General features: G+C 61.9%; 23 protein-coding genes, 1 pseudogene and 1 riboswitch. Of the genes and pseudogenes, 14 read left to right on the forward strand and 10 right to left on the reverse strand.

Features of this window, described 5'->3' with window-relative positions:
- Window positions 1-113 (reverse strand): CoA transferase (locus RHODMAR_RS28245; protein ID WP_008714817.1); only part of this gene is annotated, 113 nt, incomplete at its 3' end.
- Window positions 114-331: 218 nt separating this feature from the next.
- Between RHODMAR_RS28245 and upp the strand changes: the two genes are divergently transcribed.
- The gene (gene upp / locus RHODMAR_RS11855; RefSeq protein ID WP_042938910.1) at window positions 332-955 is read left to right on the forward strand and encodes a uracil phosphoribosyltransferase; all 624 of its coding nucleotides are present in this window, start codon (window positions 332-334) and stop codon (window positions 953-955) included.
- A gap of 324 nt (window positions 956-1,279) precedes the next feature.
- On the opposite strand, the gene RHODMAR_RS29050 is transcribed toward upp, so the two are convergent.
- Window positions 1,280-1,606 (reverse strand): amidase family protein, encoded by a 327-nt coding sequence (locus RHODMAR_RS29050; protein ID WP_332307762.1) that lies wholly within the window; start codon window positions 1,604-1,606, stop codon window positions 1,280-1,282.
- On the opposite strand from RHODMAR_RS29050, the gene RHODMAR_RS29055 reads away from it, so the two are divergent.
- Complete coding sequence (locus tag RHODMAR_RS29055) at window positions 1,503-1,940, forward strand: hypothetical protein (protein WP_051047978.1); 438 nt, start codon at window positions 1,503-1,505, stop codon at window positions 1,938-1,940. The two genes, RHODMAR_RS29050 and RHODMAR_RS29055, sit on opposite strands and share 104 nt — an antisense overlap.
- A gap of 58 nt (window positions 1,941-1,998) precedes the next feature.
- Here RHODMAR_RS29055 and RHODMAR_RS11870 read toward each other — a convergent pair.
- The 3 genes and pseudogenes from RHODMAR_RS11870 to RHODMAR_RS11880 form a co-directional block, all read right to left on the reverse strand.
- Window positions 1,999-2,813: pseudogene (locus RHODMAR_RS11870) on the reverse strand (Fic family protein); the annotation flags it as partial.
- A gap of 135 nt (window positions 2,814-2,948) precedes the next feature.
- On the reverse strand, window positions 2,949-3,134 hold the full coding sequence (locus tag RHODMAR_RS11875; RefSeq protein ID WP_042938911.1) for a hypothetical protein: 186 nt from the start codon (window positions 3,132-3,134) through the stop codon (window positions 2,949-2,951).
- Window positions 3,113-3,607, reverse strand: coding sequence for a hypothetical protein (locus RHODMAR_RS11880; RefSeq protein WP_008714832.1), 495 nt, complete (start codon window positions 3,605-3,607; stop codon window positions 3,113-3,115). Before RHODMAR_RS11880 ends, RHODMAR_RS11875 begins: the two co-directional genes overlap by 22 nt.
- Before the next feature lie 91 nt (window positions 3,608-3,698).
- Here RHODMAR_RS11880 and RHODMAR_RS11885 point away from each other — a divergent pair, with 91 nt between their 5' ends.
- From RHODMAR_RS11885 to RHODMAR_RS11895, 3 genes are all read left to right on the forward strand, one after another.
- The gene (locus tag RHODMAR_RS11885) at window positions 3,699-4,406 is read left to right on the forward strand and encodes a DUF3558 domain-containing protein (RefSeq protein ID WP_008714834.1); all 708 of its coding nucleotides are present in this window, start codon (window positions 3,699-3,701) and stop codon (window positions 4,404-4,406) included.
- Between the two features lie 13 nt (window positions 4,407-4,419).
- On the forward strand, window positions 4,420-4,821 hold the full coding sequence (locus RHODMAR_RS11890; protein ID WP_008714835.1) for a hypothetical protein: 402 nt from the start codon (window positions 4,420-4,422) through the stop codon (window positions 4,819-4,821).
- 308 nt (window positions 4,822-5,129) lie between these two features.
- Window positions 5,130-5,249, forward strand: a riboswitch (SAM riboswitch).
- Between the two features lie 28 nt (window positions 5,250-5,277).
- The gene (locus tag RHODMAR_RS11895; protein ID WP_008714838.1) at window positions 5,278-5,706 is read left to right on the forward strand and encodes a hypothetical protein; all 429 of its coding nucleotides are present in this window, start codon (window positions 5,278-5,280) and stop codon (window positions 5,704-5,706) included.
- Between the two features lie 39 nt (window positions 5,707-5,745).
- Here RHODMAR_RS11895 and RHODMAR_RS11900 read toward each other — a convergent pair whose 3' ends face one another.
- The 3 genes from RHODMAR_RS11900 to RHODMAR_RS28250 all read right to left on the reverse strand — a co-directional run bounded on the left by RHODMAR_RS11900 (window position 5,746) and on the right by RHODMAR_RS28250 (window position 7,575).
- Window positions 5,746-6,210: a nucleoside deaminase gene (locus tag RHODMAR_RS11900; RefSeq protein WP_008714840.1), complete on the reverse strand. Its 465-nt coding sequence runs from the start codon at window positions 6,208-6,210 to the stop codon at window positions 5,746-5,748.
- 172 nt (window positions 6,211-6,382) lie between these two features.
- A complete protein-coding gene (locus RHODMAR_RS11905; RefSeq protein WP_008714841.1) occupies window positions 6,383-6,760 on the reverse strand; it encodes a DUF6941 family protein in 378 nt (125 codons plus the stop codon).
- Window positions 6,757-7,575: a hypothetical protein gene (locus RHODMAR_RS28250; protein ID WP_008714842.1), complete on the reverse strand. Its 819-nt coding sequence runs from the start codon at window positions 7,573-7,575 to the stop codon at window positions 6,757-6,759. Before RHODMAR_RS28250 ends, RHODMAR_RS11905 begins: the two co-directional genes overlap by 4 nt.
- A gap of 74 nt (window positions 7,576-7,649) precedes the next feature.
- On the opposite strand from RHODMAR_RS28250, the gene RHODMAR_RS11915 reads away from it, so the two are divergent.
- From RHODMAR_RS11915 to RHODMAR_RS11945, 7 genes are all read left to right on the forward strand, one after another.
- Window positions 7,650-10,109: an SEC-C metal-binding domain-containing protein gene (locus RHODMAR_RS11915; RefSeq protein ID WP_157226075.1), complete on the forward strand. Its 2,460-nt coding sequence runs from the start codon at window positions 7,650-7,652 to the stop codon at window positions 10,107-10,109.
- 152 nt (window positions 10,110-10,261) lie between these two features.
- Complete coding sequence (locus tag RHODMAR_RS26990; protein ID WP_157226076.1) at window positions 10,262-10,786, forward strand: DUF3558 domain-containing protein; 525 nt, start codon at window positions 10,262-10,264, stop codon at window positions 10,784-10,786.
- Window positions 10,787-10,797: 11 nt separating this feature from the next.
- Complete coding sequence (locus RHODMAR_RS11925) at window positions 10,798-11,199, forward strand: hypothetical protein (RefSeq protein WP_008714850.1); 402 nt, start codon at window positions 10,798-10,800, stop codon at window positions 11,197-11,199.
- Window positions 11,200-11,269: 70 nt separating this feature from the next.
- A complete protein-coding gene (locus tag RHODMAR_RS29060) occupies window positions 11,270-11,593 on the forward strand; it encodes an SAV_915 family protein (RefSeq protein ID WP_008714851.1) in 324 nt (107 codons plus the stop codon).
- Window positions 11,590-11,874: a hypothetical protein gene (locus RHODMAR_RS11935; RefSeq protein ID WP_008714854.1), complete on the forward strand. Its 285-nt coding sequence runs from the start codon at window positions 11,590-11,592 to the stop codon at window positions 11,872-11,874. The genes RHODMAR_RS29060 and RHODMAR_RS11935 overlap by 4 nt, the downstream gene beginning before the upstream one ends.
- Window positions 11,871-12,944: a hypothetical protein gene (locus tag RHODMAR_RS11940; RefSeq protein WP_042938914.1), complete on the forward strand. Its 1,074-nt coding sequence runs from the start codon at window positions 11,871-11,873 to the stop codon at window positions 12,942-12,944. The genes RHODMAR_RS11935 and RHODMAR_RS11940 overlap by 4 nt, the downstream gene beginning before the upstream one ends.
- 101 nt (window positions 12,945-13,045) lie before the next feature.
- A complete protein-coding gene (locus RHODMAR_RS11945) occupies window positions 13,046-13,843 on the forward strand; it encodes a hypothetical protein (RefSeq protein WP_008714858.1) in 798 nt (265 codons plus the stop codon).
- Between the two features lie 140 nt (window positions 13,844-13,983).
- Here the strand turns inward: RHODMAR_RS11945 and RHODMAR_RS11950 are convergent, their stop codons facing one another.
- Window positions 13,984-15,207 (reverse strand): type II toxin-antitoxin system HipA family toxin, encoded by a 1,224-nt coding sequence (locus RHODMAR_RS11950; protein ID WP_008714861.1) that lies wholly within the window; start codon window positions 15,205-15,207, stop codon window positions 13,984-13,986.
- The gene (locus tag RHODMAR_RS11955) at window positions 15,204-15,464 is read right to left on the reverse strand and encodes a helix-turn-helix domain-containing protein (RefSeq protein ID WP_008714863.1); all 261 of its coding nucleotides are present in this window, start codon (window positions 15,462-15,464) and stop codon (window positions 15,204-15,206) included. Before RHODMAR_RS11955 ends, RHODMAR_RS11950 begins: the two co-directional genes overlap by 4 nt.
- A gap of 262 nt (window positions 15,465-15,726) precedes the next feature.
- Between RHODMAR_RS11955 and RHODMAR_RS11960 the strand changes: the two genes are divergently transcribed.
- Together RHODMAR_RS11960 and RHODMAR_RS11965 are read left to right on the forward strand one after the other, a co-directional pair.
- On the forward strand, window positions 15,727-17,472 hold the full coding sequence (locus tag RHODMAR_RS11960) for a TerD family protein (RefSeq protein ID WP_008714864.1): 1,746 nt from the start codon (window positions 15,727-15,729) through the stop codon (window positions 17,470-17,472).
- Window positions 17,473-17,575: 103 nt separating this feature from the next.
- Window positions 17,576-17,863 carry a hypothetical protein gene (locus RHODMAR_RS11965; RefSeq protein WP_008714867.1) on the forward strand — a complete coding sequence of 96 codons (288 nt, stop codon included), beginning with the start codon at window positions 17,576-17,578 and terminating at the stop codon, window positions 17,861-17,863.
- Window positions 17,864-17,961: the final 98 nt, after the last annotated feature.

Consider the following 17,961-nt stretch of genomic DNA (forward strand, 5'->3'; position numbering starts at 1 on the left):
TCGACCTTGATCACTCGCGCGCCGAGATCGCCCAGCATCATTGCGGCCTGGGGCCCGGCGAGTGCGCGTGAGAGGTCGACGACGAGACAGTCCGACAGCGGGCCGACGGTCATCGGATTGTTCCGCACGTGTCGATGAACTGTGTGTCGGCGGCGAGCCCGAAGGGAATGCAGCGAGGCGTCATGAGTCCGAGTCAACGTGTCCGTCGCCGCCGAGTCGTTGGCAAATGTTGCCGACGCTGATGGGTCGGCTTCGGACCTCGGTGAGCGCTTGTGGATCGAGGACACGGCAGGTGGACGAACGGCCGATCGACGGCCCATACTCACCGACCATGGACACACAGGTAGTCGACCATCCCTTGACCGCAGCGCTTTTGACGACCATGCGCGATGTACACAGTGACAACGCCACCTTCAGATCTGCGTTGCGAAAGCTGACCCACACGTTGGTCTACGAAGCGTTGCGCGATGCGCGAGTGGTGGAATTCGAGGTCGAAACTCCGGTCGCCCGCACCGCCGGGGTTCGGTTGGCGCACCCGCCGCTACTCGTGCCGGTGCTACGCGCGGGACTGGGCATGGTCGAACAGGCGAGCGCTCTGATTCCGCAGTCGGGCGTCGGGTTCATCGGAATGGCGCGCGACGAGGAGACACTCGAACCCGTCCCGTATCTGGAGTCCTTGCCCACCGACCTGTCGGGTACACCGGTCTTCGTTCTGGATCCGATGGTGGCAACCGGTGGATCGATGATCCGGACGATCGATCTGCTGGTGGCGCGCGGAGCAACCGAGGTGGTCATCGTATGCGTGGTCGTGACGCCCGAAGGCATTGCTGCACTGGAGAAGTCAGGTCATCCCGTCAGAGTCGTCACCGCAGCCGTCGACGATGAGCTCAGCGAGCAGGGCATCATCGTGCCCGGGCTCGGCGATGCTGGGGACCGTCAATTCGGGCCTCGCTGAACTGTCCTCGTCACCGGCCGCCGTATTTCGAGGTGATGCGGGTTTCCAACCACTGCCGCGCAATTGTGGGGGCAACACTGCGTCGACCATCTCGAACGTGGAAGTCATGGCCCCGCGGAATCGGTCGCGACCAGTGAGTGCACGGACGCGGTCGATCTCGGAGATGCTCAGAACCAACGCTATTCGCTCACGGGTGGCGCGTGGGAAGCGCAAAGGCTCAGTGTGGAGCAGGTGTCGATGGAAGCGAGCGAGATCGCTGTACGCGATCGTGTAGATGATGTCCTGGGCATCGGCCGCGTGCGTCAGCTCGATGGGGACGATCTCCTACCCCAGCTCGGCGAACGTGCGCACCGGGACCGCGACGGTCTGCTCGACGCCCGGGTCCACATCGGCGGTGAGGAACAAGCTGGGCACACCGATGCGCGCCACGGCCGAGGGCTCGGATGGGCTGGGGGACAGGACATGGAACAGAGCCCTGACCTCCGCGACCGACCGCGCCACCGGGCCGACGGTGTCGAACTGCTCGCTCACCGGGAACACCCCGTCGTTGCTGATCGATCCCCAGCTCGGACGTAGGCCGGGAATTCCGCACGTCGCAGCGGGTAGGCGAACCGACCCGCCGGTGTCGGTGCCCAAGGACGCAACGACCAACCCGGCGGCGACGGCAATCCCCGAATCGCCCCCCGTAGCGGTGTCGCGAAACTTCAGAGATGGCGACGCATTCGAGGCCGATACCCAGATGCTGGCAGGTCTCGGTTTCGTCGGTCGTGCGTGTATCCACCCGGCTCAACTCGCTCCTGTGCGAACGGTATTCGTACCCTCGGCGGATGAGGTGCGGGAGGCAGAGGAGTTGCTGGCGGACCTCGAGCAAGCGACCTCGGGTGTTGTCGTGGACAGCAAAGGATTCCTGATCGACGAAGCAGTGGCCCGAACCGCTCGACGAGTGGTGGAGCGGGGTGCTGCGCGGGAGTCGATCAGCACCTGACGTCAGCCGAAGTCGATGCGAAGCCCGACGCTCGCCGTGGCCCCGCCAGCGCTCGAGCTCACTGGCTGAGTGTCCGTTTTCCGATCGCGGCGCTCAGTGCGTCGAGCTCGGCCAGAACGTCGGTTGCCGCCCATATCTGGTTTCGCTTGCTGGTGGAGATCAACTCCAAGATGCCGGCTTCGGTCAGTCGACCAAGTGCGCGATACGCGCTGACATCGGTTGTCCGGTGATCTCTGTCGCCATGTCTGCGTTGAGGATCGGCACCTCGAGTAGTCGGGCCAGCAGGGCTTCGTCAGCGGAATTGGCGCGAGGTTTTGCTACGTGTTTCCACGCACCCGGCAGCTCGGAGAGAGCCTGCGCCGACTCCGCTGCTGCTTCGTTTGCGTGCACAGCGGCCGAAGCAAGATATTGGACGAACTCGTCAGCTTGTCCACTGCGGTATCCCGTCAAGAACTAGAAGTACCGTGTCGTGTCGGCGAGCATCGCCAAGGCCAGCGGAACGGTGATTCGACGAGTCAGGCCGCGTCGGCGCAATATTGCGCTGATCAATGCGCGTCCGACTCTGCCGTTTCCGTCGGTGAACGGGTGGATGGATTCGAACTGTGCGTGAGCGATGGCGGCCTGAGCGATGATCGGCATGTCCGTGCGGTTCGCGAACACGAGCAAGTCGTCCATCAGTTCGGGGACGAGATCCGGCGGCGGTGGAACGTACAGCGCATTGCTGGTTGTGTAGTCGCTGCCACCGATCCAGTTCTGCACATCGCATAGTGCGCCAATGTCTTTCGCAGTGTAGAAATCGGGAGCCATGAGAAACTGGTGAGCGTCGCGGAAGGTGTCGAGCGACATCGGTCCACGGCCCGCAGCGTCGACCAAGCACGAAGCTCTGTGCCACCGAGTCCGCGTCCTGGTCGTCTGGTGTCAGCCGAAGGCGATGCGAAGTCCGACGCGCGTCGTGGTCCCGCCGGCACTGAGGATGAAGTTGTGCCGCCCTTTGTCGCGGAACAGCTCCTACGCTGTCGTACGCAGAGCCCGCGCCCGCGCCCGCGCCAGCGCAAAGGTTGCTACGAGTACGCACAGCACCGTCACGATGACGGCGACGAAGGTGGATGCTGACGTCGAGAATCCGAGAACCCAGGCAGCCCCCATTCCGACGAGGGTGGCGAGGACACCGCCTATCGGAAGGAAGGCGGCCACAATCTTGGTCGTTCGGGTCGACAGTGGATCGTGAGCTGCTTTGAGCAGCAACTGAACCGAGATGGTTCCAAGCACATACGCCAAACCGCGGTGCCTGCATAGATCGGCAACAAGTAGTCGGTCGACACACTCGAACTCGGACCGGAAAAGCTCGCTCCGACCAGGACCAGCACGGGCGTCATCCCGAGCGTCACGCCGATCAGACCGGCAACGACGACCAGCCCCACTCGCCGAGTGGGTTCGACGGCAAATCGAACGCCACTCAGGTGCAGCACCAGGCCGGCGAGCATGCCGACCACTGCGCCGACCGCAGCGGCGACAACGGGCCGCACCCACGGCCCCAACGCGGTATCCGGACCGTAGAACGAACCGCCGGAGACGTACGCCGAGTACCCCGAATTTCCGGTCATCGACTGACCCAGTACTGCAATCACTGCGCCGAGCAGAGCAAAACCGATTCCCTGTTTGATCACCCGTCAATGATGACGGATGCCCAATCTGCGTAGACGAATTCGGAGGGAGTGTTGCGCGGTCGTTAATGGATGGTTCGGTCCCTGCCGCAGCGTGGCCCCGGGGTGGGACGACGTCCACCTGAGCGAGATCGTCGCACTCATCGCCGACGCCGGGCGCACCTGCGTCCGGTCCGAGGGAACCGATGCGACGTTGGCTGCGTCCAACATCAAGGATGGGTTCCATGGACGGAGTGCGGTGAACAAGATGCGATTGCTGATCGCGGTTGCGGTCGGTGCGATGCTGGTGGCAACCGGCTGTGGTGGGGCGACCGAAGGCGCGCCGGTTGCGGCACCGTCGACGACGTCGGTTGGCGCTGCCCCTGCGGCGAACGGGGCGTGGGATCCGTGCACAATCCCGGACTCGGCCATCGAAGACGCAGGCTTGGCGGTGGAGACGAAATCCTCGAACTTGATAGGGAAATTGCCGATTTCGGAAGACTGGATGACGTGCTTTTGGACTAATCCGCTACCCACGCCGTGGTACCGCGTCGGTATCTTCTCGTCCGTCGAAAGCCTGGACTACCTGCGTGAGCGGGGACCGTTCGAGAATTTCGAGCCCATCGAGGGGTTCGACGGCATGCGCTTTCAGCGGACCATCAGGTACGACGAGGTCAACTGTGGCGTCGCTTTCGGACACCCGGGTGGCGTCGTGTACCTGAATCTTGATGGGTTGGTAATGACACCAGCTCTGGGGGATCCGTGTGTCGAGGTCGAACGGTTGGCGCGTTCGCTCCGGCTGTCGTTGCCATCAGAAAAGTAGTTGGAGGTAGTCGATGGGTTCGGAGACGAACGAGCTGGCGTCGTCGATGCAGTACTGGCAATCGCTGTCGATGCAGGCAGAGTCCGGGCAGCTCGAGATTCCCGAAGGCGTGGCGTTCCGGTGCGACGAGGTGTGCGCTGCTTACATCAGGCACTTAAAGGATATGGTCGTCAAGACGCAAAACTTGGTCGACGTCGAGGCATTCGGCACGTTGGATTCGGCCAGGCAGCTCGGCGAAAAGTTCGAGAGGATTGCCTTCAGTGGTGACCGATCATTGCGCGTCGTGCTGATGCAGCACATCGAAGTTATCGAGTTGATGCGGTCGGTGTTCAGGCGCTATTTCGATGAGGCCGAATATGCCGATCAGCGGACATTGAAGTCCATCGGGGAGATCGCGGAGGGTTTGGGCAGGTGACTTTCATGCCGAGAGCCGGTGTGATCGGTGCTGCCGTGCATCTGAGCAGATGCTGCCCTGCTGTCGAATATGTACTCGCGCTGAGACTCGGTCGTGATTGAAATACATTGAGCAGCAGGGTAACCGAGTGTCGTGCCCGAACGGCAAGGTTGTACTGGTGGTCGTCCCTCATCTGGGCGGTACCGGTCACGTCCTTGATCTGCATGGCAGGTACTGGACTCACGCTGACGATCGCGTATGCAATCGGCGGTGACGAGCCAGCGATTAGTGATTGTCCACGTCGTACCCCTCGGCTATTGTCGAGGAAGGTTCAAGAGCGATAGCCGTAGGTACCTGGCCGGCTGTCCGGCAACCCCGTCTCCATCGACAGGGGTGCCCCAGGGGAAGAACCGGCGCGTCCCGCAACCGCAGGCGCGCAAGTCGATGGAGGGTCGCACCTCCAGGACGAGGTGAACTATGTCCGGTAGAGACGAACTCCAAGCAGCACAAGCGAAATGGGAACCCATTCCGCCGGAGCGCCGTCGTGCCTGGTGCCAGACGCTACTGAGTTACCCTCCGATCTGGTACGGCGTATTCCCGATGATCGACACTCGGAGGCGGGTACTCGAAGGTGGGCACACCAACGCCGAGGCCTGGATCGACCTCGCCAAACGTGCTGAAGCAGTGGGCTTCACACCGCAGACGTGGTTGATCTTTCGGCAAAGTCTCGACCCCGCTCACCTGAAGGATCGGTTCCCGTCTCATCCCGAGAACATGCCCAAGCGGCGAGGGAACGGTGGAGTCGAGACGGTGGTCGTCGATCCCGAGGACTTTTCCGAGTGGCCATGGCTGTTCGAGGCGGGGTATCGAGCGGGGGAGGCGACCTTGCACGCGCTTGCTCGTTGAGCTACTCAAGCAGGGGCCGGAAGGTTTCGGCGGCGCGGTTCATGCGTCCTCCCCAATATCCTCGAACCACAGGCTCGGGCGCTCAGCGAGCATGCGTTCCATCAGCTGCACGCATTCGGCGTTATCGACGACGTCGACCTGCACGCCGTGGTCAGCGAGCAATCGCTCCGACCTCTCGAACGACCGATTCTCGCCCACGACGATTCGCGGAATCTCGTACAGCAGGGCGGTTCCCGCACACATGAAGCATGGAGACAAGGTGGTGTAGAGCACCGACTTTCGGTACACCGAGATGGGGAGTCGGCCTGCCCGCTCGATGCAGTCGGTTTCGCCGTGACGGATTGCGCTGTTCATCTGAACTCGCCGGTTGCGGCCGACCGCGAGAACCTCACCCTCGTGGACCAGCGCCGCGCCTATAGGAACGCCGCCCTCCTCCCAACCGATCCTGGCCTGTTCGAGTGCAAGTGCGAGAAAGTACTCGTCGCCGCCCAATGGGGTGTTCACTTGCTCTCCTCGGTGTTCAGAAACAGGATTTGCAATTGGTGTCCATCGAATAGACCTGGGCAGACCATTCGCGAGGCGGTGCCTCGCGCCATGATGACCTCCGTTTGTGAGCGGTGCCGAGAACGCTGACGGGATCGGATGTCGGCGCGGCCATGAGTGGCGCGGGCCAGCGTCAGCCGAAGGCAATGCGAAGCCCGACGCTCGCCGTGGCTCCACCGGCGCTGAGGATGAAGTTGTGCCGCCCTTCGTCGCGGAAGACCATCTGCATCGGCAGGAACCAGAATCGATTCTCGCCGGTGAAGCCGGCTCCGGGGATCTGAAGGCCTCCCTGATTGACGATGTGCTCGCCGTTCGCGTCCAGCACTTCGAGTGTCGCGGGGAAGTCCTTACCGATGTCATCGGGTCCTGTTTGCAACAGTGCGACCAGTCGACATTCGAGCATGCGGGTGTCGCGTGGAACCGTGCAGGTATCCCAGACGCCGCCGAGAATGTCGAGCATGTCTTCGCTGACTCGCGCGTACTCCGCGAAGAACAATCCGGTGATGATCATCGGCTGGTGCCATCCGTGTCGTAGTAGGGAAGCGATGTCATGGCATCAAGGACGGCCGGGCGCAAGGGCTGCGGCACTTCGTACTTGCCGTCGCAGACCAGCCACCCGTCGGAGATGAATCGCTCCAACATGCCGCGAAGTATCAATGCCTCGATGTGTTCGTACAAATCCCCGGCGCCGGCCGGGCCGACTGCCGGGAGCTGCGTCCGTGGAGTGCTCGTCATCGCGGCGAGAACAATCTGTCCGGCGACGACATCGACGGCTTGGGACTGACGGAGGGGATCCTTACTGAAGAAGTGACGACGGATTACGTGCGAGAGCGCCGTTCGGTGAGCGGCCAAGGAACCGGGAAGTGAGTGTGCGAACTCGTGGGCATGCGGACCGGGAACGGCTGTGGTGGAGGTCAGCTCGATCAATCCGGCCGCCTTCGCCGCATCCCATAGTGTCATCAAGCCGGGAATCTCGAGCATCGATCTCGACTTCAATGCACGCATATCCAGCTCCACGCCGATGGCTTTCGCCATCTCGCTGACCGACCCTGGCCGCGGAACACCCCTGCCGGTGATCGGTCGCGACGAACCGAGCCAGCCGAGGAGCGAACGAAGCTGCGCTATCGGCTTGGATGCGGTCAGCGCTGCCAACTCGTCGACGGCGTCCGGAGTTGCGAGCTCGATGTCGTGGGGCGTCACCCTTTCGACGGGGGACTCGACTGCCGGCTCGACGTCGTCGGCGAAGTCCCAGGTGGTGTGAGATCCCCGGCGACCGAACAGTGGAATCACTTTTGCGAGGTCGCGGCCGGTGCGGTGGGGAGTCACACACACATCTTAGGAAAGACGCGGGGGTTCGTGCTGGTCCCACCTTCCTGCCCGTCACGTTTATGCTGGTCGCGATGAACGACAACGATGCTTACGACGAGCTCGATACCGCAGCCCTCGACGTCCTGCGGGAACTCGGACCGCTGAGTACCGAGGACTGGGCGAATGCCATGTCCGACCGAGGATTCGGACATCGACGCGATATGTACGAACTCGTCGACACAGTCGATTCGGTCGATCTGGCCTTTCTGCCGGACATGCGCAACATCGCAGTCGCCACGCTGTTGGAGGGCCGCTTCCTCACCCACCGGCTCGACCACCGGGAGGTGGCGTCGGACATCATCGACTCGATGGACGACCTGTCGCCGATCACGACTCTTTTACAGTTCGCCGGGGATCCAGCTGGCCTTCGCACGAAGTACCGAGGTATCGGTGACGACGAGATCTTCACCGTTCGCGGCATCGACGACCCGCTGTGGCCGCCCAGCGAAGCGCTCGTGCTTCCGCAGGGGACGCTGAGTGACTACGAACCAGGTGAACTCGTATCGCTCGTTGTGGCGGGTGGCGAGGTCTGTATTCGTTCCGTCTATGGCCCGCTGGAGCAGGTCGACGTCACTGCCGCCGTGCTAGAGGTTGTGCCCGAAGACGAGAGCGTCGATCGCGATGCTGTTGTCTATCAGCTGATGTACGACCAACCGGACCTGTTCACGAAACCAGGGCCGCCGCTGTCCGAGATCTTCGCCGTTGCCGGCTTCGAACAGTCGGAAGACAGTGTGGCCCGAACAGGATTCGACTTCGAGGCCGCGGCGGCCACCACTCGAACGAACATCGTCTCCAACACTTTCGGAGTCGAGGCCGCTGACGCTCGGGCTCTGATCCTGTTCGGCGACATCATTCGGGACATCCGCGGCGAGGCCGCCTATGACGCCCAGCAGCGTGCCGAGGCGGCGGTCTCGGACGGTGCAGACGAGCTCGCCCCACTTGGTCGATCCGAGGTTGCGGCACTGGCACTGCGGAGACAGCTCGACGGCGACGGGGCTGCGGAGGGACTGAAGCATGTGGCCGACGCGCTGCTGAAAGCAGGGCCTCGACAAGTGAAGGCAGCTGCGTACTGGTTACTCGCTACCGCGCTGGACCGACTCGGCGACGCAATCTCGGCTGAGAAGGCGTTGGAGAAGGCGCTGGACGCCGACTCGCATTTCGAACCTGCGGTGCTCTCTCTCGCCGAGTATGCGTCGACGCGGGGAGACGCGGTCCGTGGTCTGTCTCTACTCGGTCGTATCGATCCCGCCGCGGGCGCGGACCTGCGAGAAATGTTGGAGCCGTACGTTCCTCAGGATCGACCCGATCTGGGTCGTAACGACCGTTGCTGGTGCGGTTCGGGTCGAAAGTACAAGGTATGTCACCTCGGTAAGAACGTTCTCTCGCTCGACGAGCGCGCACACTGGCTATACCAGAAGGCCGGTGGCTATGCGGCCACCTCGAACGCAGCGGATCTCATTCTCGGTCTGGCCGAGATACGCACTGCGCATCTCGGCGGCGGTGACGATGCGCTGTCGAAGGCCTTCGATGACCCGTTCGTCAGCGATGTCGTGTTGTTCGAGGGCGGAGGGTTCGCCGAGTTCGTGACTTCTCATGGGCCGCTGCTCCCAGCCGACGAATTGATGCTGGCTCAGCAATGGCTTCTGGTGGAACGATCGATTCACGAGATCGAATCGGTCAGGCCTGGAGAAGGCATGTCGCTGCGTGACATTCGCACCGGAGATCGACACGACGTCACTGAACGTTCGGCTAGCCGAACGTTGGTTGCAGGACAATTCATCTGCTCGCGCGTTGTACCCATCGGTGAGATGTATCAGATCTTCGGTGGAATCGAACCTGTCGATCCAGCGCAACGCACGGAGCTGATCGCGATCCTCGACGCCGATCCTGTCGATCCCGAATCGTTGGTGAGTTTTCTCAGCGCCCGGTTTGCTCCTCGCCGAATCGAAACTCGTGACGGCGATCCGATGGTGTTGTGCGAGGCAGTCTTCGAGCTCGGTGAAGTCGGGGGACTACGGCGCAGGCTCAGCCGCAAATACGGGGCCGCGGATAAGAATCGTTGGCACTGGACGGTCGACTCGAGCATCCTCGGAACACTCACCCTGGACGGCACCTGCTTGACGGTGGAAGCAAAGTCCGAACGCCGTATGGACACGATGATCGATGACGTGATGACCCTTCACCCCGATGCGGACCAGATGAGCGAAAGACGTCTCTCGGCCGAGGAAGCGATGGCCGAGAGGTCGGGGGAGGCGGCAGAGCCTGTCGAGATGACTCCGGAGCTGGTTGCGCTCCTCGACAAGCAGGTTCGTGCATACGAAAAGAAGTGGATCGGCGAGTCCATCCCCGCACTCGAAGGTTGGACGCCACGCGATGCCGCTGCAGATCCGACTCGTCGCGATGATCTCGTTCGTCTTCTCGACTCTTTCCCGGACGAGGAGCGAGCTGGTGCGATGAGCGTGCGTCGACTGCGCGCCATGCTGGATCTGTGAGGAACACGTCGGCGCTTCTGCTGCTGAGGTGAATGGACTCGCGCGGTGGGGTGGAACCGATTCGTCAGGGGCTGCGTCCAACGCTGTGGACGGGGTCGATGGAACGGAGTGTTGTGAGCGCGAGGCGATGGTTGTCAGCGGGTGTTGTGGGCGTGGTGTTACTGGTCGCTGGGTGTGGCGGGGTTACCGAGGGTGCGCCGGCTGCAGCACCGTCGACGACGTCGGCTATCGCTACGCCCGCGTCGAAGGCAGCGTGGGACCCGTGCACCATCCCGGATGAGGCTATCGAGGCAGCAGGACTGGCTGTCGAGACGAAGCGCCAGAATGCAATAGGCGAAGAGCCGATTTCGCCGGATTGGTCGACGTGTATCTGGTCGAATCCGCTGCCGGACCCGTGGTACTTCCTTGGAATATTCTCGTCCAAGCACACCGTGGATTACCTGCGTGAGCGTGGACCGTTCGAGCAGTTCACGCCGATCGACGGGTTCGACGGTCTGCGATTCCAACGCAAAATCAAATACGACGAAGTCAGCTGCGGGATTGCCTTCGGACACGACGGTGGCGTCCTCTATCTGATCCTCGACGGTTGGATTTCGGCTGAGCCCCTCGTAGACCCGTGTGCAGAGGTCGAACGCGTGGCTCGGTCGCTTCGTCCGTTCTTGCCGTCGTCGAACTGACAGGGGGAAACATGGGTTCAGAAGCGAATGAGCTGGCGGCGTCGATGCAGCAGTGGAAGGTGCTGTCTGCGCAGGCAGAGGCGGGCGTGCTGGAAATTCCGGAGGGTGTGGCGTTCCAGTGTGACGAGGTGTGTGCGGCCTACATCAGACATCTGGAGTGGATGGTGCGTCAAACGGGATACTTGGTCGATGTCAAGGCCTACGGCACCCTCGATTCGGCCCGCCAGCTTGGTGAGAAGTTCGAGAGAATCGCCTACAGCGGCGATCGGTCGTTGCGCGTAGTCCTCACGCAGCATATCGAGGTCATCGAACTGATGCGCTCGGTGTTCAAGCGCTACTTCGACGAGGCCGAGTACGCCGATCAGCGGACGCTGAAGTCGATTACCGACATCGCGGAAGGTGTGGGGAAGTAACACGGCGCTGCCCGGACGCTGCTCGGTTCAGATGGGGAACCGAATAGTCACTCGCTGCGTCTGATCTGTCGTGGGGTTCGACCTCCCCACAGTCGATCAGGGGGAGAAGATGCGGCTGCCGGACAACATTCCACCCGTGGTGTACGTGCCGTGCACTGCGCATGTGTCCATCGTGGAGCAGGCAGTGGTCGACCTGCGCACAACCCGGGACGGGCGTAGTGCCTTGCTGGCGTATTCGGCACTGGATCGGCTTCATACCTGCTGCGGCGATGACCAACCCTGGATGGTGCTCCCCACCACAGCTCTGGCGAAAATTCACGAGTCGCACCCGTTCGACCTTCTGTTGATGGACGTCGTGATTCCCCAGCACGAACGTCGGAGTGTCCACCGATGACCCTGTACGTCGACGTTGCTGTACTGCGCGATTCCGCAACCGCAATGCTCCGAATTGCCGACGACTTCGACACTGCAGCGTCGTCTATCCCCGACGCCGCCGAGACCGGTATCGGAGCGCCGGCGCTGGCCGGGATTCTGGCTCTGTTCACCGGTCGCGGCAGCGAACTGCAGACCGCGTTGGCGTCGTATTCGGTGGCGCTCGATGAGTGCGCCTCTGAATACGAGACCCAGGATGCTGCCGCAGCGGACGAAGTCAACGCCGCACTCTGGGAGAAGTGACGGTGCCCATCGACACGAAAGTCGACGGCAACGTGGACTCGGTGCAGGCCGTGGCCGGGTGGCTTCGCAACAGCTTCGCCGGTGGCCTGCGCACCTCCATCGACACGCTCGACACCACCAGAAACCGAACCGACGCCGGATGGGACGGCCCGGCATCGGAGGCCTTCGCCGTGCAGGCGCACGCCACAACCTCCGGTGCCGCTGACTTGGCAAGTGCAGCAGCAGATTACGCCGCCAAGGTTGACGCCTTCGCTGCCGCACTGCAGGCATTGCACGACGGTATGTGTGACATCCGATCGGACGCAATCGACGCTGGACTCGACGTACTCGACGACGCCATCATCGAACCCATCGACGATGCCCTGCGCGATACATTCGACGCTCTCGAACGTAGAGTCGCGAAACTGCGAGACGACGAGACCGCTGCGGGCGAGCAGCTCAAACTCGACTACATCGACGCGGCAGCCAAGACCTTCTTCTTCGGCGGCTCGATAGCAATCGGCTTGGCGCAAGCGGCGATGGAAACGCGCGCGTGGTTGATGACCGCGAAAGCCAAAGGCCTGTATGCGCAGGCTGTTCGATGGGCCGACTTCGCCCGCACGGCCCCCGCCGGCTCACCGCTGTCGGCTGTCTACCGCGATTTCGGATTCTCCGACTTCCTTCGGAGCCAAGCCGACGACCTGGTCCGGAATGCAGACGACCTCAACTCGAAGGCCGGAAGATGGGGATTGCGTGCTGGAGGTGCCTTGGCGGTGCTCGGCATCGGCTACGACATCGCCAACGGTAAACCAGTCGACCAGGCCGTAGTTGCCGGTGGATTGGGATTCGGGGCGGCGGTGGCTGCAGGGGCATTGATCGGCACCGCGATTCCCGTTCCTGGTTTCGGCACAGCTGCGGGAGCAATAGGCGGAGCCGTCGTGGGGATCATCACCTCTGGCATGGTGGACGACCTCTACCAAAACGGATTTCACTCGGTGGCTGACTCCATCGACGCGGGATGGAACTCAGTAGGAGACACGGCGACGGCAGTCAAGGACATCTCAACCGGAGTGTGGGATGCGATCTTCTGAATCTTCTAGGTATTGGACCTCCGAATACCCGACTAAACAGTCGGTACAAATGCCGCAACTGACCGCCTCGCAAACTTGCTTCCACGACGACCGGAGACCCTGTGCACACCGATGACCCGAGAGCCTATGGACTGGCCGAGTACGTTCACGAAAACCGGATCGACTTCAAATTCATTGCCGGTCTGCTATTTCTGGAGTTTTTCGCATTCGCGATCAGCACCGGCGCGATCCGATCAATGGTCGCAGAAGGCTCGCTCGACTCTTTCTGGGGAGTTTCTATCGGGCTGATGATCGGAGTCACTCCTGCAATGCGTATCTCTCACCGAGCAGGACGCTCGACAGGACAGGCGGTCTATCGCACGACGACCGGATCGAGTGTCCGCTACAAACACGGCGTACTTCGATTGTGTCTGGTTCTTGCGGTCCTGGCGGGGACAGGAATCATGTGGCTAGGGCTACAAGACGGCATTGGCGGCGGAACCGTTGTCGGCGTTGTATTCACGGTTCCGTTCGTCGTTCTGTCCGTGGGCCTGATACGCGGTGGACGGCGTCGTCCGAGAATCCAACTCACCAGTGAAGGTGTCATTCAGGAGGGATATGGTTTCAGAAAAACAATTCCATGGGACTCCATGACAGATGCAGTGCTGCAACCGAAATGGCCACCAGAAATTGGTCTATTGGCACCGATTCCCGACTCGTTCGAGTACGTCAAGCTGACCCGACTGAAGCTGGACGAACAGCCGAACCACTTCCCCGGTGCGTTTATCGACTGCCGATTCTTCGACGTCCACCCCGTCGTCCTGACCCGATGGATCCGGCTATACCTCGAAAACCCCAAACTCCGACACGAACTTGGTACAGATGCCGCCACTGATCGCCTCGCTAACCTGCTGCCATGACGCGCGGAGGTCTGTGGACACATACGGCCCCAGGGCGTGTGGAGTGGACGATTGGAAACATCGGCAATTGGCTGTGGTTGCTCTCGGCATGACGCTGCAAGCCAGTATCCCTTGCACCGAATAGCGCCCACACCACCAGTTCAGGAGAGCTCGGTGCAGCGCTGATCGAGCAGGCGCTTCAACTGCTGTGTCTGCTTGTCTTCGAATCCGATCACATCGACTTCATCGATTCCGTCTCGAACGCCGGCGCAGACGTCGTCGAGGATTCGTCGAGTCGCTCGCTCAGGCATTCTCATGCGGCCGGCGGACTCGACGAAAAACTCTCGTGTCCAACGGTTTGCGCGGCCGTAAAAGTTCAGTGCCATCGGATCGCTCCATGAGGCATAGGGCTGCGTGCACAGAAGGTCGTAGGCGGGTGTCACCGACCAGATTCCCCGAGTGTTCTCGTGGATCGAATAGTTCTTGCCGTGCAAATTGCCGTTTCCGATCGCATACGAGTAGGCCGTCAATCGAAGAAGTACGGCGGTGGCCTGGCGCGCGGAACCGCCGCCGCGTTCGACAGTGTCGGCGAGGAGGGTAATCACCGCCTCGGTCTTCATTCGGTACTTCGACGCGGGATACAGTCCGGCCACCTGGCATGCATCCTCCTGCGGTAGCCGTTTCTTGCCGACCCGGTCGAATCGCGCCACCAGCAATCCGCTGACTCCCGTGTCGTCCTCGATCACGCGGTGTTCGGGAACCGAAAGCCCGCATCGACCTGCCAGATTCATGAAGAAGCTCTCGTTCTCGACCAACCGCGGAAGTCGCGCCGGCGGAGCGAGTTTCAAAATGGCAGGCCCGGCCGTAGTCGACACCGGGGTCGAGTACATCTGCGCGGACACTTTGCCCTGAACGCCCGGCAGAGCGGACGGGTCCTTTCTCACCGACTCACCCGTGGACAGGGAATCGAAGAGGCGACGAAGATCTGGAACAGGGTGTCTCCAGTCGAATGCGTTGCCCGCCAACGACATCTCTTGGCCGCGCGGAAGCACACGGACGTCCCCGATGGTGTCCGATCCGACCGCCAACAGCAGTGTGAAGTGATCGTCCTCGGACGTCTTGGTGGCTGCTACCACTCCAGTGAGACGAACGCCTTCGGGCAGCAGACCCGCGAAAAAGGCAGGGACGCTACCACCCGATGCCCGCGTCTGGAGTGACGACTTAGGAATCGACCACGCGAGATCCGGAGCAGACGCGCTGTCGAGGTACTCGCTGTCGTACCGAAACACGACGTCGTTTCCCGCACGCGTCAGTGAGCCGGCGAGAAGATCGCCCTTGTAGACATCGGCGACATCGACATCCCGCAGCTCGGATGCTGGGATCATGTCGGGTTCAGTGGCGGCACAGGCGATCCGGCGCGCGTGAATAATGTGATCTCGCAGCCCAATGCTTCCGCGACAGCGACCGCACCGTCGAGCTGCACCGTGTTCTTTCCGCCCTCGAGCGCCTGGACTGTCGAGCGCCCCACGCCGGCGAGCAGCGCTAACTCGGCTTGAGTCATGCGCAACTGATGCCGACGCGCGACGAAGGCTCCGGCCAACTCGCCGGAGTGCTTCCGGGCTCGTCGTCGTGGTTCGGCCATTATCGCTCCTTGTGCTTGCGCAGGCATGCATATGGAGCTTACATCGTGAACTATCCGGCGAACAGGCTTTATGCCTTGTAGCTAAGGCATAAGCGCCCAGAATGTGGCATCCGGACGGCTTCAGGGCGTTTAAGCATGTGTTCTCGAGCTTAAGTCTTAGGCGTGCACGCACCGGCTGTGTCCGGCCGATTCGACTCATGATCAGCAACTCGTACGGCATAGTGGCCACCACTGTCCGTATGCGTCGATTGGTGAAATCTTTATGGTGAGTGCGCTCGAACCCGGTAGCGACAAGTGGGTCGTGGTCGATGTCGAGACCTCGGGTCTGAAGGCATCTCGTGATCGTGTGCTGAGCGTGGCCGCGTTGACAATCGACGAGCACGGCCACATCGGGCGTGAACTATCCACTCTGGTGAATCCGGGCTGTGATCCCGGCCCGGTGCACATCCATAAGCTCACGCCAGAGCGGCTCGAGGGCGCACCGACGTTCGACATGATCGCCCCGCAGTTGATGGAACTGCTCGACGGCCGGACCATGGTCGCGCACAACGCGAGCTTCGACCACGGCTTCCTGAAGCTCGAATCGATGCGTGCGGGCATCGACATGCCGACGAAGCAACGGTTGTGCACCGTCGCACTGTCGAGGCGACTGCAACTCGATACTCCGAACCACAAGCTCTCGACCCTCGCCGCGCACTGGAAAGTGTTGCAGTCCAATGCACACGACGCCTACGACGACGCTCTGGTGCTGGCGCAAGTTTTCACACACAGTGCTCGACTCGCCAGATCGCTCGAACTTCCGCTGCCCGTCGTGACGTGCACCGAGCGTCTGACGCTGTATCCGGACACCGTTCCCCGCACACACTGCGACTGGGAAAATCCCGGTCCTCTTGCCATTGACGGCCCTCTGCTCCAGGGGATGCGTGTTGTCATCAGCGGTGCCACTCGAATCCCGCGATTGCGTTTGGCCGCTCAGATCACCGACGCCGGGCTCGACGTGATGAACTCCGTCAGCCGGTTCACCAGCGTCGTGGTGTGTTCGGATCCCACGACGGACAGCAGAAAAGTCGAACGCGCTCGGGCCCATGGCCTCCGGGTCATATCGGAGTCAGAACTGCTCGCTCTCCTTCGGGATGTGCGACCGGGAACGCCGAAAGATGTTCGGCCTCAGACCCAGCCGAAGCAACCTATGCCACAGCCCGCTCCAGTCACCAAGCCTTGGCAGTCACGAAGGGTCTTGGTCATGGGGGGCTCGCACGCGGAGTCTGTACTGATGCGTTCCCGCCTGATCCAGCTCGGAGCCACGCCCGCCGTGAATCTCAGTGCGGGCGTGACCGACATCCTGATCCTCGACGGCGGCGACGGGGACCCCCGGATGACGAAGGTGAAAGAACGGGACGTCACACTGCTGACGCCCGCATCGATCGACCGTGAACTGAACATCGAAGTGCCTGCGCCGCTTCCGGATCGACGACCCCGCATTGCACCACTGGTGCCGCGTGGTGGCGTCGTAGATCTCGATCCTGAAGCCACCGCGTTGACCGTGAACAGTTCTTGGCGTGCTGATGACACCGATCGGATAGGCGTCGACGTGATCGCGTTTCTGGTCAACGACGACGAACTCGTATCCAGCGATGAGGATTTCGTGTTCTACAACGCTCCCGCCACCTCCGACGGGGCCGTGTCGATGTCGATCGACGGCGACAGCGAACAGGGCGTTCGCATCGATCTGGCCTTGGTTCCCGAGGAGTGCGTTCGCGTCGTCGTTGCGGCAGCCATCGACGGCGACAATACATTCGGAGACCTCGGCGCGGTTGCGCTATCTCTCGACGGGATCGATTCGACTATCGTCACAGCGGTGCTCGATGCGGCCACGACGGAACGTTCGATGCTGCTGGCAGAGATCTACCGGCGGGGGAGCGGTTGGCGTTTCCGGCCCATCGGCCAGGGCTACGACGACGGGTTGGCGGAACTGGCCGTCAGATATGGCGTCGAAGTCGATGGATAGCTCTGACATCTGGCATTCACCGCCGGTAACGCGACTCGATTCCCACGCGACGTCACAGGGGAAGGAACCGACGCAGACCGTGTCACCGACGAGAGGCCATCAGATGAAACGCACCAGCCGCCGGATTGCAGTGTCGACCGGCCTCATGACGCTTCCGATTGCGGCCGGAGCCATGATGGGAGTCGCGACCGCCAGTGCCGATGAATGGCACTACGGGCCTGTTTATCGCGCCGAGCAATCCGGCGAAGGCGGACAGTACTTTTGCAACAAGGCGCTGTCACTCGAAAAGGCCTCGCAGTCGTACATCGTGGTGCCCTGCACCAACGTCGCGGGAACCGACGTCTGGTATCGAATCGTGGTGAACCCCTACAACTGGGGCTGGAAGGGGTAGCCCATTCCGTCTGATGGCGACCGACGCGAGAAGGTCGATGCAGATCAGTTCCCGGTGCAAGTTGCTGCGATCGTCCACGCGATTTCCCCGGGGCAGTC

This window comes from Rhodococcus sp. AW25M09 (assembly GCF_000333955.1).
Classification (GTDB): domain Bacteria; phylum Actinomycetota; class Actinomycetes; order Mycobacteriales; family Mycobacteriaceae; genus Rhodococcoides.

What these genes read in the sequence shown, in the direction of transcription:
- upp (WP_042938910.1), top strand. Translation starts at nt 332, where the DNA reads ATGGACACACAGGTAGTCGACCATCCCTTGACCGCAGCGCTTTTGACG.
- RHODMAR_RS11890 (WP_008714835.1), top strand. Translation starts at nt 4,420, where the DNA reads ATGGGTTCGGAGACGAACGAGCTGGCGTCGTCGATGCAGTACTGGCAA.
- RHODMAR_RS11895 (WP_008714838.1), top strand. Translation starts at nt 5,278, where the DNA reads ATGTCCGGTAGAGACGAACTCCAAGCAGCACAAGCGAAATGGGAACCC.
- RHODMAR_RS11905 (WP_008714841.1), bottom strand. Translation starts at nt 6,760, where the DNA reads ATGATCATCACCGGATTGTTCTTCGCGGAGTACGCGCGAGTCAGCGAA.
- RHODMAR_RS11915 (WP_157226075.1), top strand. Translation starts at nt 7,650, where the DNA reads ATGAACGACAACGATGCTTACGACGAGCTCGATACCGCAGCCCTCGAC.
- RHODMAR_RS11925 (WP_008714850.1), top strand. Translation starts at nt 10,798, where the DNA reads ATGGGTTCAGAAGCGAATGAGCTGGCGGCGTCGATGCAGCAGTGGAAG.
- RHODMAR_RS11935 (WP_008714854.1), top strand. Translation starts at nt 11,590, where the DNA reads ATGACCCTGTACGTCGACGTTGCTGTACTGCGCGATTCCGCAACCGCA.
- RHODMAR_RS11950 (WP_008714861.1), bottom strand. Translation starts at nt 15,207, where the DNA reads ATGATCCCAGCATCCGAGCTGCGGGATGTCGATGTCGCCGATGTCTAC.
- RHODMAR_RS11955 (WP_008714863.1), bottom strand. Translation starts at nt 15,464, where the DNA reads ATGGCCGAACCACGACGACGAGCCCGGAAGCACTCCGGCGAGTTGGCC.
- RHODMAR_RS11960 (WP_008714864.1), top strand. Translation starts at nt 15,727, where the DNA reads ATGGTGAGTGCGCTCGAACCCGGTAGCGACAAGTGGGTCGTGGTCGAT.
- RHODMAR_RS11965 (WP_008714867.1), top strand. Translation starts at nt 17,576, where the DNA reads ATGAAACGCACCAGCCGCCGGATTGCAGTGTCGACCGGCCTCATGACG.